This window comes from Helcobacillus massiliensis, from assembly GCF_033106145.1.
Lineage (GTDB): Bacteria > Actinomycetota > Actinomycetes > Actinomycetales > Dermabacteraceae > Helcobacillus > Helcobacillus massiliensis.
Genome location: NZ_CP136959.1, coordinates 805,167 through 820,123, shown reverse-complemented (window position 1 = coordinate 820,123; position 14,957 = coordinate 805,167). Strand labels below are relative to the sequence as shown.

Here is a 14,957-nt window from a genome sequence, read left to right as displayed (position 1 = left end):
TGAGGAGTGATTGCGGTGGGTGTGTGCGATCTGCCCGTCATCTCAGGTGTCTGCGAAACCGCTGGCGAAGCAGCCGCCTCATTGGTCTCGGCCCCGTTCGACTGGCTCGCCCAAGCCATGGGCTCAGCCGCGGGCTGGTTGTTCGAGGCCGTGTGGAACGTCTTCGACGCCACCACCTTGGTTGACATCACCAGTACCGGATACCTGTCGGTCTACAACCTGCTGTTCGGCATCGCGGTGTTCGTGATGCTGCTGTTCTTCTGCCTCCAACTCATCAACGGCCTCATCAGACGTGACCCCACCGCCCTGACCCGAGCCGCCCTCGGCCTCGCCAAGAGCGTGTTGGGGTCGTTTGTGGTGATCACCCTGACCGGGCTGCTGTTGGAGGTGGTCGACCAGCTGTGTGTCGGGATCGTCCAAGCCGCCGGGGAGACCACCGAATCGATGGGCGAGAAGATCACGATCCTTGCCGGCGGACTGACCGCGATCAACATCGCCGCCCCCGGGGTGGGGGCGATCATCACGATCTTCCTCGCCGGGCTCGCGATCACCTCCGCGGCGATCGTGTGGCTCTCACTGCTGGTGCGCAAGGCGCTGCTGCTGGTCGCGATTGTGTTCGCACCCCTGGCCCTGTCGGGCTCGTCGTGGGACGCCACGAGGGGGTGGATCAGCAAGTGGGCGATGTTCGTGGTCGCGCTGATCTGTTCCAAGCTCGTGCTGGTCGTGATGTTCCTGGTCGCGATCACCCAGGTCGCCGCCCCGATCGATGGGGACTTGTCCTCGATCAGTGACCCGCTGGCCGGGGTGGTGCTGATGGCGATGGCCGCGTTCGCCCCGTACCTGACGTACCGGTTCATCAGCTTCGTCGGCTTCGACATGTACCACGCGATCGGCGCCGAACAAGACGCCAAGAACTCCCTCAACCGCCCCATCCCCCTCCCCGACCGTCAGCCAGGTAACCCCCAACAAGTCCTCGACGGCAACAACAGCAGCAGCGGTGACAGCAACGGTGGTGGAAAGCAGCCGGCGAAACCGAGTACCCCGAACCCCTCAGCCTCCCAGGGCAGTGCCGAAGCCGGGGCTGGAACTGGTGGGACGGCCGGGGCTTCCGGGTCGGGTGCGGCCTCGGGTGGATCTGCTGCCGCTGCAGGTCCTGCTGCGGCAGCCGTGATCGGGGTGCAGGTGGCCAAGGACGCCGCCACCGCGGGCCCGAAAGCCGGCGACGAACTCGGTCAGCAGGCCGAGACCGCTGCCGACGCCGCCGACCACACCCCCAGCCCCAACGGAGGCGGAGGCAATGGTGGGAGTACTCCGCCGGCGCCTGCGCCCGGTGGAACGCCGCCACAGCAGGGCACTCCGTCGGCCAGTGCGGAGCCCACCCCGCCCAACGCCCGAAGCTCACAGCCACCGGGGTCGTCCTCGTCTGGGGCGAGTGAGCAGGTGGCGCCGTCTGCGCCGGTGCCGAACCCGCCCCCAGCCGACAATCCGCCACCGCCGTCGAGTGCTGGGAAGGAGCCGCAGTCATGAGCCGCCGCAACAAGAACAACAGCCACGACTTGGAGGCGACCGGTTCGGAGCTGGTGCCGGTGAAGTTCTCCCGGCTCACCCGGCGCGGCATCCTGCTTGGCCTGTCCGCGGCTCAGCTGGTCACCGTCGGGATCGCGATCGCCACCATCATCACCGCCCTCTACGCCGGCGGCGGGATGTGGCTGGCCTACACCGCCCCCATCTGGGCCACCGCCGTCCTCCTCACCTGGGTCCCTGTCGCTGGACGCCCGGTTATCGAGTGGGTGCCCGTGGCCGGCTGGTGGGTCTACCGCACCACCATCGGCCAACTCCTCTACCGGCGTCGCATCGTCACCCCACGCCCCGCCGGAACCCTCGCCCTGCCCGGCGACCAAGCCCGGCTGCGCGAGTACGAGGATCCGACCACGGGGGCGGGCATGATCCACGACCCCCACCAGAACACGCTCACGGTGGTGTGCGAGATCACCCACCCCGCGTTCGTGCTCCTCGACCCCGCCGAACAAGAACGACGCGTCACCGCCTGGGGCCGCGTCCTGGCCACCGTCTGCCGCTCCGGCAGGATCGCCACCTTGCAGATCCTGGAACGCACCCTGCCCGACTCCGGCACCGGACTCGCGGAATGGTGGACCACCCACGGCCAGCCCGAGGACACGAGCTGGGCTGCCACCACCTACGCCGAACTCATCGACCGCGCCGGCCCCGCCGGCGAACGCCACGCCACCACCCTCTCCCTGTCCCTCGACATGAGAAACTCGGCGAGGCAGATCCGCACCGCGGGCGGCGGTATCCGCGGCGCCGCCGCCGTCCTGCGCCAAGAGATGAACACCCTCACCGCCGCGCTCCGCTCGGCCGACCTCACCCCATCGGGATGGCTCACCCCCGGACAGATTGCGGTGATCCTGCGCTCGGCCTACGACCCCGCCATCGCCGCCACTTTGGAACGCCACGGCCAGATCGGCCACGACCTCGCCACCGCCGGCCCCGTCGCGGTCAACGAGACCTGGAGTCGTATCCGCACCGACTCCGCCCACCACGCCGTGCTGTGGATCAGCGAATGGCCGCGCTCCATGGTTTACCCAGGCTTCCTCTCACCCATCCTGCTCTCCAGCGGGATCCAACGGTCGTTCTCCCTCATCTGCACCCCCATGCGCTCCGACCAGGCCGCCCGCGACATCCGCAAGAAGAAGGTCGAGCACATCTCCGACCAAGCCCAACGCGCCAAAATCGGGCAGATCGAAGACGCCTCCCAGACGGCTGAGTACCACGATGTCCTCCAGCAAGAAGCCGACCTCACCGCCGGCCACGGCATCCTGCGCTACACCGGCCTGATCACCGTCACCGCCACCACGATCGAGTGCCTCGACGCCCACGTCGCCGTCCTCGAACAAGCCGCCATCCAAGCCAACTGCGAAACCCGACTCCTCGCCGGACAACAAGCCCAAGCCTTCACCGCCGCAGCCCTACCCCTCTGCCGCCAGGTCTGACGACTAGGAAGGGGTCATTCGGGCACTGTGACGAGGCAAAAGGGATGGCCTGCGGGGTCAGCGTAGATGCGCCAGGCTTTCGGGCCTGGGTCCAAGACGTCAGTGAGTGGGTGGCCGCCTGCTGCTTCGACGGCGGCACATGCCTCCGAGAGGTCATCGACTAGCAGGTCAAGGTGAACCTGCAGCTCGCCTCTGTGGCCCGGCCACTGCGGGGGTTCGTAATCGGAGACGCGATGGAAAGAGAGGCGTCCGACAGGCTCCCAGTCCAGCGTCAACCACTGGTCATTACCGGTGGCCGGTGCAAGATCCAGGACTTTCTGCCAGAAGAGTGCTTCCGCTGTGGGGTCCTTGCACTCAAAGACGAGTTGCGTGAGGCGTCCGATTGCTGGCATCTCTCCATGCTAGGACGCATCACCTGACCAGCCGAACGGTTCTATCGGGGTGCAGGGTGCTCACCGCGTGCTGCCTGATCGATCGCGTGGGCAAAGCGGGAGTTCATCGGGTTGTGCAGGTCGAACCACTCGATTGCTGCGAGGTCGTCGACGTGCGCTCGATACAGCTCAGGCCACGCTTCGCCAAGAACTTCGGTGTTGGTCGGTGTCGCGTATCCCAGTGCATCGCTGGCGACGGGAACCAACCGATCGCCAAAGTGCGTCAACGTGTTCCAGAGACGGTGCCGCCCGTTGGTGATGGGCTCGAACCAGGGGTCGACGCACACTGCTTCGCCGGCAGAGAACCATGAGGTCACGATGTGCCGCTCAGTCTCCGTCAGTGGTTCCGGTACCGGAGCCGCCACCATGCCGTAGTACGTGTCGTCATCTTCATCGATAGTCCACCGCCCCGCGGCAAGCTCGTCTCCGACGAGGGCAACGGTAGAGGCAATCAGTCTCCAGCGCTGCTCGGAAGTGTCACTCCAACGAGGTTCACGGTGATCCTCCTGGTCCGGGTCTTCGAACACCCATTCTCGGACATGCTGCGCTGCGCCTCTCCACCAGAACGCGGGCATCCACACAGGAACTGACAACTCCATGAGCACCTCGCATCCGTCGATTCGGCTGTCCTCCATTACAGCCATTAGAGGACACCATCGCACACCTCCCTCATAGGCGTACCGCCGTTACGTAGAGAGGACTGTTGGGATGGCGACGTTTGTTGATCCAGTTGCTGATGCTGCTGAGGCCTACGAGGGATTGCGCGGGTTGGCACACGCCACCCGGGCCTTTGAGGATCCGGCTGACACGTACCGAGTGTTGGGCGAAGTGTCGGGGTCGGTGCGGCTGTTGCGGCAGGTCCTGGACCAGCTCTCTCGTGCGCATGCTGATCACCGCGACATCGCGTTCACCGATGACCGCGCGCCGGCGGAGGCGGTGGCGTTGGCGGCGGCGGATGAGTTGCATCAGGCCGCCGACGGGCTGGATGAGGTCGCTGACCGGGTGATGCACGCGCACGAAGCGTCCGGTCGGATCGCCTGGCACACCCACACCAACCCCGAGCCCGAGCCTTCACGGCGGTGGGTGAATGTGGTGTTCCTCCAGGGCAGTGAGGCCGATGAGGTACTGGACCTGATCGATCTTGAGGGGGTGCAGGCGGGGATCGCGCATCTGGCGCAGTGGGACTTCGGCGACGAAACCACTGGCGCGGCGTTCATGAACGGTGAGGTGTACGACCAGCTGCCGGCCGGACAGTGGGATCGCACCTTCGAGGCCGACGGGTATGTGCTGACCTACAACCCGCAGATGGGATATGTCGGACTGGTCCGCGAACACCCCGACACCACACCCACACCCGACGAGGAGGAGGTCGTCGCTGCACGGGACGCGTTCAGCGGTGTCACCTCTGAGTCTCCGCGTTGTGCAGCTGACGGTACGGATTGGTTCGCGCCCAAAGCGGGTGGCGCAACGTCGTCTTCGGTGGGGCGGTCGCTGTGAGCAGCGAGAAGGAACGGCTGCACGCTGCGGTGTTGGTGTCCCCGGCTGCGGAGCGACGGAAAGCCCGTAAAGCTCGTCGCCAGGCTGCCGCCCGGTTGCAGGCTGAGCAGGCCAAGGTCGAGCGGGAAGCAGCGAAGGCGAAAGCGCTGGCGGAACGGGAGGAGCGCAAGTCGACGACGTTTCTGCCGGCGCCGGGCGAGGCGGGGCCAGCGGCGTTGCGGTCTCCGGGCCGGTTGCGGTTGCCTCGGCATCAGGACACCTCGGCCACGCTGGCCGGGGCGTATCCGTTCATGGCCGAAGGCGGTCTGGGGTCGGATGGGGTGTTCGTCGGGCAGGACCTGTATTCGGGTGGCAGTTTCGTCTACGACCCGTGGGTCCTCTACGCCCGCGGGATCATCACCGCCCCGAACCTAGTGCTCGCGGGGATCGTCGGATCGGGCAAGTCGTCGTTGGCGAAGTCGCTGTATACGCGGTCGTTGCCGTTCGGGCGCCGCGTCTACGTCCCCGGCGACCCCAAGGGCGAACACACCGCGGTGGCCGAAGCGGTGGGTGGGAAGGCGATCGTGCTCGGCCACGGCCTCCACAGCCGGTTGAACCCACTCGATGAGGGCCACCGCCCCGGCGGGCTCACCGACCAGGAGTGGGCGAGCACCGTCGCCTCCCGACGCCGGGACCTGATCGGCGCGCTGGCCGAGACGGTGTTGGCGCGGGGGCTGACGCCGTTGGAGCACACCGCTATCGACCTCGCCCTGACCGCGACGGTGGCGGAGAACGAGGTGCCGATCCTGCCCATGGTCGTCGACCACATCCTCGCCCCCAGCCACGACCCCGACGGGCGCCTGGCCGAGGACGGGCGCCTGGTCGGCCACGCTCTGCGACGCCTGGTCGCCGGTGACCTCGCCGGCCTGTTCGACGGCCCATCCACCGTGGCGTTCGACCCGGATCTGCCGATGATCAGCCTGGACCTGTCCCGGGTGACCGAGAACTCCACCCTCATCAGCGTGTTGATGACCTGCAGCTCGGCGTGGATGGAATCCGCGCTATTGGACCCGAACGGTGGGCAGCGGTGGGTGATCTATGACGAGGCCTGGCGGCTGATGTCCCACCCGGCGTTGTTGAAGCGGATGGATGCGCATTGGCGTCTGGCCCGGCATTACGGGATCGCGAACATGCTGATCTTCCACAAACTCTCCGACCTCGACAACGTCGGCGACGAAGGCTCCGCCATGCGCTCGCTGGCCAACAGTCTGTTGGCGAATGCGGAGACGCGGATCGTCTACCGCCAGGAATCCGATCAGCTCGGCCCCACCGCCACCGCACTCGGACTGACCGGCACCGAACAGGCCCTGCTACCGAACCTCGGCGTGGGTCAGGGGCTGTGGCGGATCAAGAACCGCTCGTTCGTGATCCAGCACCAGCTCCACCCCGGCGAGCTGGAGCTGTTCGACACCAGCAGCCGCCTCACCGCAGGAGTCAAGTAATGCCCAAGCTTCCCACCCTGAGACACCGCCGCAACGACCCGAGCGAGGCAGTGCCGGTGGTGTTGCGGCACGTGGTCATCACCGTCGACATCACCGGCACCCTGACCGTGACCGTCGACCAACAGCCGCATCTTCCGCCGGCCGGTGAGGTGTGGGGTCGGAGTGACTTCGCGGCCATCCTTGATGACCTCACCGAGCAGCGCCGTATTCCCGTGCGAGTGGATGTCTATGAGTCCGACGGCAGTCACTTCACCGACATCATCCACGCCCACCGACCACGCCGAAACCCCGAACCCGAGCCAGACATCCCAGCCACTGCCGATGAAGAAGCTGCCACGGACACTCCAGCACCCCCGACAGATGATCCGGGCCGGTTGGTGGGGTTCCTGCCAGGTGAGACGGTGCTCCTCGGCCAGATCGTTGAGGAAGTGGCGGCGGATGAGAACGGCACCATCACCCCACCCGACACAACCGTGACGCCGGTGGTGGTGGTCGGGCGGGCCTCCGGAACCGTCATCGTGCAGGAGACGCGATGAGTGCCTCGCAGCGGCAGAGTGGGTCGATGGGTGAGGAACTGACCAACGCCGCCCTCATCGGCCTCATCGCCTTGTTCCTCCTCACCCTCGTGCTCCGCGCGGCCGGGTCGGTCGCCGCGTTCCTCACCGGAGCACCCCAGCCCACAGCGAGCTGGGCCGCCGGTGCCGGGGTGTTGTTCAACCCCGGTAACCCCGCAGTCGCGTTGGGGGCGCCTGGTCTCAGCCCCGTCGCCTATTGGGTCACCACCATCGTCGCTCTGGGCGGGCTGGTCGCACTCGCGGGCTGGGGGTGGGTTGTGTTGCGGCGCCGTTCTCATGCTCAGGAGGTGGATCCGCATCGGTTGGCGGGCACGGCGACGCGGCACGAGGTCGCCCAGGTCGCCTCGGAGAAGGCGCTGCTGAAACGCGCGTCGACGTTGCGGCCGTCGCTGAATGATCCGACGCCGGGTGAGGTGGGGTATCGGCTCGGGACGTCGAAAGGGGTTGGGGTGTGGGCGAGTGTGGAGGACTCGATCCTGCTGATCGGCCCGCCCCGCTCCGGCAAAGGACTGCACGTCGTCATCCCCGCCATCCTCGACGCCCCCGGCCCCGTCGTCACCACCAGCACGCGCCCCGACAACCTCACCGCCACCCTGCGCGCCCGGCAACGTTGTGGCCCGGTGGCGGTGTTCGATCCCCAGCACTTGGCCGAAGGGCTCCCGGCGGGGATGCGCTGGTCACCCGTCCGCGGCTGTGAGGATCCGCTGACGGCGATGATCCGCGCCACGGGACTGGCTTCTGCCACCGGCTTGTCAGCCGGCGGAGTCGAATCGGGTGGGTTCTGGGAGAGCAAGACCCGCACCGCCCTCCAAGCCCTCCTCCACGCCGCGGCGTTGGACTCTCGAAAGCCGGCGGACTTGTTCCGGTGGACCCTCGACCCCGCCGCCGCAGCCGAAGCCGTCGCGATCCTCACCAACCACCCCGATGCTGCCGCCGGGTGGGCCGACTCGCTGGGGGCGATGATCGACGCCGACCCCAAAACCCGCGACTCCATCTGGCAAGGCGTCGCCCTCGCCCTCGGCGCCCTCGCCGACCCCCGCGTCCTCGACGCAGTCACACCCCGCGACAACGAGACCCCATTCGACCCCGAGACCTTCCTGCGCGAGTCCGGGACCCTCTACCTGCTCGCCACAGGTGCAGGAGCTGGGGCGTCCGCGGCGTTGGTGGCGGCGTTCATTGAAGACCTCATCGAAACCGCCCGGCGTCTCGCCGCCCGCTCACCCGGCGCCCGTCTCGACCCACCCCTGCTGCTCGCCCTAGATGAGATCGGGAACCTCGCGCCGCTGCCGTCCCTGCCGACGTTGATGGCCGAAGGTGGCGGCACCGGCATCACCACCCTGCCCGTCCTCCAATCACTTGCCCAGGCACGCGACAAGTGGTCCGATCACCAAGCCGGAGCGATCTGGGACGCCGCCATCGTCAAACTCATCCTCGGTGGCGCCTCCAACAGTCGCGACCTTCAAGACCTCACCACCCTCATCGGGGAACGCGACGAATGCACCGACTCGATCACGCTCGGTGACCACGGCACCAGGTCGAATCAGCGCTCCGTGCGGCGGGTGCCGATCCTGCCACCGAACCGCATCCGCACCCTCCGCTTCGGCACCGGCGTCACCCTGCTCCGCTCCGCGCCGCCGATCATCACCGACCTGACCGCCTGGCCCACCCGCCCCGACGCCACCACCCTCAAACACGACCGCCGCGAACTGGAACAGCTCCTGCAGACCCCCCGTGCGTGACCGGGGTCGCGGGGTGCACCTGACCGGTACCAGCAACCCACACCACGAGCGGGCTGCAGTCCACGAGTTGAGAGGTACCGCGTCATGGCCATCCGCACCCAGGAATCCCTGTCCGGGTTCATCGCATCCGACCCGCAGCTGACCTACACCGAACGCGGCGATGCCCGCTTCTACGCCCGCTTCGGCCAGGAGAATTTCCAGCGTGAAGAAGACGGCACCTTCACCAAACTGGAGCCCTCCTTCGGCAACCTCGTCCTCTACCGAGCCACCGCCGAACGCGCCTTCGAACGCTTCACCAAAGGCGACCAGTTCGTCGCCGAAGGCTACGCCCACGACTACACCTACGAACGCGACGGACAACGCATCGCGGGCGAGGAGTTCGTCGCCAAGAAGATCGGCCACGACACCGCCCGCACCCGCTACGACGTCGACCGCACACCCCGCCACGCCATGAACCGCGACGCCGCGGGGCAGGCCTTTGAACCACCCCAGCACCACCAGGCGACGCCTGCTGCCGACAGCCTCAGCATGTGACCCGGGCGGACCGATCATGAGCACTCACAGCCCCGAGCCCGACGTCCAGTACGAGGACCCCGGCATCCTCGACGACCACCCCCACGCCCCCGATACCAGCGCGCTGCCCGAACCACCGCACCCGATCAACTGGAACCTGCTCTCAGCGCAAGATCTGGAAGCCGAGTTGCTGGAGCTGAACCGGTGGGTCGACTGGCTCCGCCACACCTACGGCCTACCCGCCGCGGTCATCCCGCCCTACTGGCACCGCCACCCCGAACTTCTGTGGGAGCTGTCCGCCCTGCACCTGCACTGGCTGTGCGCCTACGACCCCGAACAAAACGGCTCCGCACCCCTGGGATGGCACCGCGACTTCGCCGACGCCCGCCACCGCCTCCGTGACTGGGTCACCGCCTCCGGTACCCGCCTGGACCGCGACCGACCCACCCGACAGACCACCTGGCCCGGCGAAGAACCCCAACCCACCCACGACGAGTCCGTCATCACCGACCGAGACGCCGACTTCGTCCAATACGTCATCGACCAGGTCAACGAACGACAGGCTGCCGAAGACGCCTTCTACGCCAGCCTGGATGACCGGATCGACCCGGCGACCGACGAGGTTCGCGACGATGTTCTGGGTCCTGAGGGTGGTTGAGGATGGTGCGCCGGTATCACCGCACCACGGCACGAGTCGAGGCGGATCGGCCCCTGCGCGTGCGGTATGAGCCGCGCGAGGAGATCGATGTCGCGAAGGTTGCCGAGGTGTTGATCCGGATCGCGCTGCGCACCGCCGGCGACCAGCCCGTCGGACAGTCCGGCGCCCATCTTCGTCGCCTGCTCGCAGCCGAACGCTAAACTGGGTCCACATCAAGTTTCGGCGCTGTTGGCACCTACTCTTGCTAAGCCCCGTTCGAGGGGTGTTCTTTTCGACTCTGACGTGACCGCCTCCGGCGCCCCACCCGCCCCCAGACATGTGGGGGCCTGTGAAAGGCGGTCACCATGACACTCGATCAACTCTCCGGCCTCGACATCTCAGGCCTTCGACGCCTCGCCTGCACCACACCACGCCCAGACACCACTGCGTCCGGGAGTGAAGGGAAGGTGGCGGCGATCAGCTACCTGCGGGTCTCCACCAAGGACCAAGCCACCCGCAACGGGCTGGAAGAGGGCCTGTCGATCCCGGCCCAGCGCGAAGCCGCGCAGCGCAAGGCCGAACAGCTCGGTGCGGTCATCATCAAGGAGTTCATCGAGCCCGGCGAGTCAGCCAAGACCGCCCAACGACGCGCGCTCCAAGAGATGCTCGACTACGCCACCACGCACCCGGTGCGGTACTGCATCATCAACAAGGTCGACCGCCTCGCCCGCAACCGGCTCGATGACGCCAAGATCCACGCCGCGCTGCGGGATGCGAACATCAGCCTGGTCTCAGTCACCGAGAACATCGACGAGACCCCCTCAGGGATGCTCATGCACGGCATCCTGGCCTCCATGGCCGAGTTCTACTCGCTGAACCTGGCCCAAGAAGTCCTCAAAGGCATGACCCAGAAAGCCGCGATCGGCGGCACCCCCACCAAAGCGCCTCTGGGCTACCTCAACGTCCGCACCACCGACGCCCAAGGACGCGAGTCCCGCGAGATCGAGATCGACCCCGAACGCGCCGACCTCATCCGCTTCGCCTTCACCGCCTACGCCACCGGAGACTGGTCCCTGTCCCGCCTGGCCAAAGAACTCACAGCCCGCGGCCTGACCACCCGACCCACCCCCTCGCAGCCCGCCAAACCAGTCACCACCACCGGGCTGCACAAGATCCTCACCAACCCCTACTACCAGGGCACCGTCACCTTCCGCGGCGTCACCTACGACGGCACCCACCAGCCCCTCGTCGACGCGGAGACGTGGCTGCGCGTCCAGACCAACCTGGACGCCAACAACGCCCGTGGCGAACGGCCACAGAAGTACGACCACTACCTCAAAGGCACCCTGTACTGCGCCTGCGGAGCCAAGCTCATGATCGAACGCCCCCGCGACAAGACCGGGGACCGCTACGAGTACTTCACCTGCTCCGGACGACGCCGCAAGACCACCCAATGCACCCGATCCGCGATCCTCGCCGAACGCGCCGAAGCCGAGATCGAACGCACCTACCAGCGCAACTCCCTGACCCAGACCCAGGCCGAGCACGTCCGGAAGGTCCTCAACGACGTATTCGACCAGCTCGAAGGATCCAGCGAGGACGAACGCAAGCTCCTGACCGCCCAGCGCAACAAGCTCGAAGCCGAACGCCTCAAACTCGTCCAAGCTCACTACGCCGACGCGATCCCCCTCGACCTCCTCAAAAGCGAACAAGACCGCATCCGCGCCAGCCTCGACCAGATCACCACCCGGCTCGACAACCTCACCGACACCTACACCGAGGCCCGAACAGGCTTGGACCAGCTCACCGAACTCCTCGTCGACCTCGACGACCTCTACAACAAGTGCGACCCAGCCGAACGACGCATCCTCAACCGCGCCCTGTTCACCCGCATCACCATCGACGACGAAGAGAACGCCACCTACACACCCGACAAGACCACCGCCAGCATCCTCGCCCACACCAGCATCGACGCCCCGGCCCACGTCACCGCAGAAACAAAACTGCCCCGCCATCAGGCGGGGCAAGTTTCGATTTTCTCATCTTACGTGGAGGTAAGGGGATTCGAACCCCTGACCTTCTGCATGCCATGCAGACGCGCTACCAACTGCGCCATACCCCCGAGAGGAAATATTCTCTTTTTCCTGTCCCGCTGTCGCGAGGACCCCTCTAGATTACACACGTTCCGTGGCCGGGTGAAATCCAGTCGTCAGGAGTGTGACGCCTCCCTCAGAGCCTGCTGCCTTCGGGGGTGCGAGCCCGTTCGGTGGTGGCGGGACCGACCTTTGCGGGCACGCTCGGCGGCAGGTTGTGCGCCACGATCCGCATCCAGCCGGTGGGCGGCCCGGCGGTGGCGTACGTCAGTTCGGTGCGGTGGCAGTTGGCCAGTCCCCCGATGCCGCGGAACCCGTCGGCCTCGAGGCCGAGCATGGCGGTGATGCCGAGGGTGATCGCGGCGCCGTGGGAGACGACCACGGAGGTCTGGTCGGCGGGGGTGTCCGCCATGATGTCGCGGCAGGCGGCGACGAAGCGGTCGGCGACGGCGTCGCGCTCCTCTACACCGACTCCGTGGACGGCGCGGCCGCTGCGCCAGTCGCGGTACTTCTCCGGCCAGCGCTGGGCGATGTCCTCGCGGGTGAGTCCCTCCCACTGTCCGAAGCTGCGCTCCAGCAGGCGAGGATCGTTCTCCACGTCGATGCCGAGGCGGTCGCCGATCTCCAGTGCGGTTTCGTGGGCCCGCATCAGTGGCGATGCCCAGATCCGGTGCACGCGCGCATGCCCGGCGAGGGCTTCGCCGACGGAGCGGGCCTGGGCGTGGCCGGTGTCGTTCATCGGGATGTCGACCTGTCCCTGCAGGCGGCCCTCCACGTTGTGTTCGGTCTGCCCGTGTCGCACGAGGATGAGGGAGCCCATCAGTGGTGGGCGGGGCGACCGTCGTCGAGCTGGAGGTCGATGACGGGGGCGTCGCGCCAGAGCCGGTCGAGCGCGTAGAACTCGCGGTCTTCGGCGTGCTGAACGTGCACCACGATGTCGGTGAAGTCCATGAGGATCCAACGGGCGTCGCTCTCGCCTTCGCGGCGCTTGAGCTTGTAGCCGGCCTTGTGCATGTCCTGTTCGATCCCGTTGCACACGGCGGACACCTGGCGCTCGGAGTCGGCGGAGGCGATGACGAAGATGTCGGTGATGGCGAGCTGCTCGGAGACGTCGAGGGCGATGACGTTCTCGGCGAGTCGATCGGTGGCGGCCTGCCCGGCGACGCGGGCCATGTCGATGGATTCCTGAGGGATGCTCACAGGGAAGAGACTCCAATGCGTGGGGGTGAGAGGTCAGCGATGGTGGCGGTCAGGCTGGTGGTGGGGCCGACGGGGTCCGCACCGGACTGCAGGATCCCGGGGCCGATCAGGCCGAACAGGACCAGCAGCACAATGGCGAGCAGAACGAGTGCGATGACGCCCCAGGTGATCCAGGCTCCGACACCGGCGGTGGAACGGGTGGGCTTGTTCAGCACAGTGCCTTCGAAGCGGGGCGCGGGCCGCGGATCCGGCGCGTCCTCCGGGGGCAGCTCACCGAATTCGACGCCGTTGTGGTCGCGGTCCGCATCGGCGGCGCGGTCCCGGCTGAGCTCCGCCGTCGCGGTGCCGGCAGCAAGCGCCGTGGAGCCGAGAGCGGCGGCCACGGTGCCGATGGAGCGCTGGTCATCGGCATCGACATGAGCCGCTGCACCGCCGTCCACGTCGGTGTCCGCATCGTCCACCTCGGCGTCGGCATCAGCCGGGACGACGTCGTCCTCGTCCCCATCAGACTCGTCGTCGGCGTCCATGCCGTCAGCGACAGTGCCATCGGCGACGCTGGCGTCAGCGTCCTCACCAGCCTCGTCGGGGAGCTCGACACCGACCACCAGCGGGTCAGAGGCCAGGGCGTCCTCGGCAGCCTCATCGGCTTCCTCGACGTCCGCGGTCTCGTCCGCATCAGCGGAGTCCTCCGCGTCGGCGGGCTCTCCCGCGCCGGCGAGGTCGACCTCGTCGGCTGTCTCCTCCTCGCCGGAGAGCTTCTCGGCGTCAGTGGGCTCTTCGGCGTCCTCGTAGTTCAGTGCGGGATCCTCCACACCGAGCTCCAGATCAGCCGGGCCGTTCTCCGCGACCGGGACATCCGAGGGGTCGAAGACGACCGGCTTGAACTCGATGGTGATCTCGCGGCCGTCCACGGTCTCGGTGACGCGGTGCGGATCGATCCCGTCGGCCGCGTCCTCCTGCACATCGGGCGCCGCTTCCTCCACCCGCAGCGCGGAGGCGGGCAGGAGCCCATCGCGCTCCGGCTTCGGGGAGTCCGCGGGCGGAATCTCCATCACGGGACGGAAGGCGAACAGGGACAGTGTGATGGTCCCTCCGCGACGACGTGCGGAGCCTCCCTCGGCCGCGCGGGCTCGGCGGCCGCGGCGGCCGGTCACGCTGTTCTCAGGAGCCATTGCCACTGCTTTCTGTGTAGAGGGCGTACTTGTTGATGTACTGGACCACCCCATCGGGAACGAGGTACCAGACGGGCTCGCCGCTCGCGACACGCGTGCGGCAGTCGGTGGAGCTGATCGCCATGGCGGGAACCTCGATGAGGGTCACCTTGTCGGCCGGCAGTCCACCGAGCTCCAGATCATGTCCGGGGCGCGTCACGCCGACGAAATGCGCGAGGTCGAAGATCTCGTCGTAGTTCTTCCACGTGAGGATGTTGGTGAGGGCATCCGCTCCGGTGATGAAGAACAGGTCGTCATCGGGGAACTGCTTGCGCAGGTCGCGCAGGGTGTCGATGGTGTAGGTGCGGCCCGGCCGGTCGATGTCCACGCGGGACACGGTGAACACGGGATTCGCGGCGGTCGCGACCACGGTCATCAGGTAGCGGTGCTCCGGATCGGAGATCCGGTCGTCCTCCTTCTGCCAGGGGCGACCGGTGGGGACGAAGATGACCTCGTCGAGCCCGAACACGCTCTGCACTTCCGAAGCGGCCACAAGGTGGCCGTGGTGAATGGGGTCGAACGTTCCGCCCATCACGCCGAGTCGTCTGCGCGTGCGCTCCATCGTCAGT

General features: G+C 67.2%; 15 protein-coding genes, 1 tRNA gene and 1 pseudogene. 10 read left to right on the top strand and 7 right to left on the bottom strand.

Features of this window, described 5'->3' with window-relative positions:
* Nucleotides 1-15 precede the first annotated feature (15 nt).
* Both R3I40_RS03830 and R3I40_RS03825 read left to right on the top strand, forming a co-directional pair.
* Nucleotides 16-1,527: a conjugal transfer protein TrbL gene (locus R3I40_RS03830; RefSeq protein ID WP_285262101.1), complete on the top strand. Its 1,512-nt coding sequence runs from the start codon at nucleotides 16-18 to the stop codon at nucleotides 1,525-1,527.
* On the top strand, nucleotides 1,524-3,011 hold the full coding sequence (locus tag R3I40_RS03825; RefSeq protein WP_285262100.1) for an SCO6880 family protein: 1,488 nt from the start codon (nucleotides 1,524-1,526) through the stop codon (nucleotides 3,009-3,011). Before R3I40_RS03830 ends, R3I40_RS03825 begins: the two co-directional genes overlap by 4 nt.
* A 14-nt stretch (nucleotides 3,012-3,025) precedes the next feature.
* On the opposite strand, the gene R3I40_RS03820 is transcribed toward R3I40_RS03825, so the two are convergent.
* Together R3I40_RS03820 and R3I40_RS03815 are read right to left on the bottom strand one after the other, a co-directional pair.
* Nucleotides 3,026-3,403: a VOC family protein gene (locus tag R3I40_RS03820; protein WP_252908441.1), complete on the bottom strand. Its 378-nt coding sequence runs from the start codon at nucleotides 3,401-3,403 to the stop codon at nucleotides 3,026-3,028.
* A 41-nt stretch (nucleotides 3,404-3,444) separates the two neighbouring features.
* Nucleotides 3,445-4,077 (bottom strand): hypothetical protein, encoded by a 633-nt coding sequence (locus R3I40_RS03815; RefSeq protein ID WP_317700109.1) that lies wholly within the window; start codon nucleotides 4,075-4,077, stop codon nucleotides 3,445-3,447.
* 73 nt (nucleotides 4,078-4,150) lie between these two features.
* Here R3I40_RS03815 and R3I40_RS03810 point away from each other — a divergent pair, with 73 nt between their 5' ends.
* From R3I40_RS03810 to R3I40_RS11565, 8 genes and pseudogenes are all read left to right on the top strand, one after another.
* Nucleotides 4,151-4,939 carry a hypothetical protein gene (locus R3I40_RS03810; protein WP_317700108.1) on the top strand — a complete coding sequence of 263 codons (789 nt, stop codon included), beginning with the start codon at nucleotides 4,151-4,153 and terminating at the stop codon, nucleotides 4,937-4,939.
* The gene (locus tag R3I40_RS03805) at nucleotides 4,936-6,420 is read left to right on the top strand and encodes a putative type IV secretion/conjugal transfer ATPase (protein ID WP_259923172.1); all 1,485 of its coding nucleotides are present in this window, start codon (nucleotides 4,936-4,938) and stop codon (nucleotides 6,418-6,420) included. Before R3I40_RS03810 ends, R3I40_RS03805 begins: the two co-directional genes overlap by 4 nt.
* On the top strand, nucleotides 6,420-6,956 hold the full coding sequence (locus R3I40_RS03800; protein ID WP_252908445.1) for a hypothetical protein: 537 nt from the start codon (nucleotides 6,420-6,422) through the stop codon (nucleotides 6,954-6,956). Before R3I40_RS03805 ends, R3I40_RS03800 begins: the two co-directional genes overlap by 1 nt.
* Nucleotides 6,953-8,734, top strand: coding sequence for a TraM recognition domain-containing protein (locus R3I40_RS03795; protein WP_317700107.1), 1,782 nt, complete (start codon nucleotides 6,953-6,955; stop codon nucleotides 8,732-8,734). Before R3I40_RS03800 ends, R3I40_RS03795 begins: the two co-directional genes overlap by 4 nt.
* 84 nt (nucleotides 8,735-8,818) lie before the next feature.
* Nucleotides 8,819-9,268 carry a single-stranded DNA-binding protein gene (locus R3I40_RS03790; protein ID WP_252908449.1) on the top strand — a complete coding sequence of 150 codons (450 nt, stop codon included), beginning with the start codon at nucleotides 8,819-8,821 and terminating at the stop codon, nucleotides 9,266-9,268.
* Between the two features lie 16 nt (nucleotides 9,269-9,284).
* Entirely contained in the window at nucleotides 9,285-9,905 is a 621-nt protein-coding gene (locus R3I40_RS03785) for a DUF4913 domain-containing protein (protein ID WP_252908451.1), read from the top strand.
* 2 nt (nucleotides 9,906-9,907) lie between these two features.
* Entirely contained in the window at nucleotides 9,908-10,105 is a 198-nt protein-coding gene (locus R3I40_RS03780) for a hypothetical protein (RefSeq protein WP_252908453.1), read from the top strand.
* 144 nt (nucleotides 10,106-10,249) lie between these two features.
* Nucleotides 10,250-11,332: pseudogene (locus R3I40_RS11565) on the top strand (recombinase family protein); the annotation flags it as partial.
* Between the two features lie 601 nt (nucleotides 11,333-11,933).
* On the opposite strand, the gene R3I40_RS03770 reads toward R3I40_RS11565, so the two are convergent.
* The 5 genes from R3I40_RS03770 to nadD form a co-directional block, all read right to left on the bottom strand.
* A tRNA-Ala gene (locus tag R3I40_RS03770) sits at nucleotides 11,934-12,006 on the bottom strand.
* Nucleotides 12,007-12,113: 107 nt separating this feature from the next.
* Nucleotides 12,114-12,797: a histidine phosphatase family protein gene (locus R3I40_RS03765; protein WP_259923176.1), complete on the bottom strand. Its 684-nt coding sequence runs from the start codon at nucleotides 12,795-12,797 to the stop codon at nucleotides 12,114-12,116.
* Nucleotides 12,797-13,177: a ribosome silencing factor gene (gene rsfS, locus R3I40_RS03760; protein WP_183374067.1), complete on the bottom strand. Its 381-nt coding sequence runs from the start codon at nucleotides 13,175-13,177 to the stop codon at nucleotides 12,797-12,799. Before rsfS ends, R3I40_RS03765 begins: the two co-directional genes overlap by 1 nt.
* Nucleotides 13,174-14,349 carry a hypothetical protein gene (locus R3I40_RS03755; RefSeq protein WP_317700106.1) on the bottom strand — a complete coding sequence of 392 codons (1,176 nt, stop codon included), beginning with the start codon at nucleotides 14,347-14,349 and terminating at the stop codon, nucleotides 13,174-13,176. The genes rsfS and R3I40_RS03755 overlap by 4 nt, the downstream gene beginning before the upstream one ends.
* A complete protein-coding gene (gene nadD / locus R3I40_RS03750) occupies nucleotides 14,339-14,950 on the bottom strand; it encodes a nicotinate-nucleotide adenylyltransferase (RefSeq protein ID WP_183374063.1) in 612 nt (203 codons plus the stop codon). Before nadD ends, R3I40_RS03755 begins: the two co-directional genes overlap by 11 nt.
* Nucleotides 14,951-14,957: the final 7 nt, after the last annotated feature.

Coding starts and splice junctions, on each gene's coding strand:
- R3I40_RS03825 (WP_285262100.1), top strand. CDS start 1,524: ATGAGCCGCCGCAACAAGAACAACAGCCACGACTTGGAGGCGACCGGT.
- R3I40_RS03820 (WP_252908441.1), bottom strand. CDS start 3,403: ATGCCAGCAATCGGACGCCTCACGCAACTCGTCTTTGAGTGCAAGGAC.
- R3I40_RS03815 (WP_317700109.1), bottom strand. CDS start 4,077: ATGGAGGACAGCCGAATCGACGGATGCGAGGTGCTCATGGAGTTGTCA.
- R3I40_RS03810 (WP_317700108.1), top strand. CDS start 4,151: ATGGCGACGTTTGTTGATCCAGTTGCTGATGCTGCTGAGGCCTACGAG.
- R3I40_RS03800 (WP_252908445.1), top strand. CDS start 6,420: ATGCCCAAGCTTCCCACCCTGAGACACCGCCGCAACGACCCGAGCGAG.
- R3I40_RS03795 (WP_317700107.1), top strand. CDS start 6,953: ATGAGTGCCTCGCAGCGGCAGAGTGGGTCGATGGGTGAGGAACTGACC.
- R3I40_RS03790 (WP_252908449.1), top strand. CDS start 8,819: ATGGCCATCCGCACCCAGGAATCCCTGTCCGGGTTCATCGCATCCGAC.
- R3I40_RS03785 (WP_252908451.1), top strand. CDS start 9,285: ATGAGCACTCACAGCCCCGAGCCCGACGTCCAGTACGAGGACCCCGGC.
- R3I40_RS03780 (WP_252908453.1), top strand. CDS start 9,908: ATGGTGCGCCGGTATCACCGCACCACGGCACGAGTCGAGGCGGATCGG.
- R3I40_RS03765 (WP_259923176.1), bottom strand. CDS start 12,797: ATGGGCTCCCTCATCCTCGTGCGACACGGGCAGACCGAACACAACGTG.
- R3I40_RS03755 (WP_317700106.1), bottom strand. CDS start 14,349: ATGGCTCCTGAGAACAGCGTGACCGGCCGCCGCGGCCGCCGAGCCCGC.
- nadD (WP_183374063.1), bottom strand. CDS start 14,950: ATGGAGCGCACGCGCAGACGACTCGGCGTGATGGGCGGAACGTTCGAC.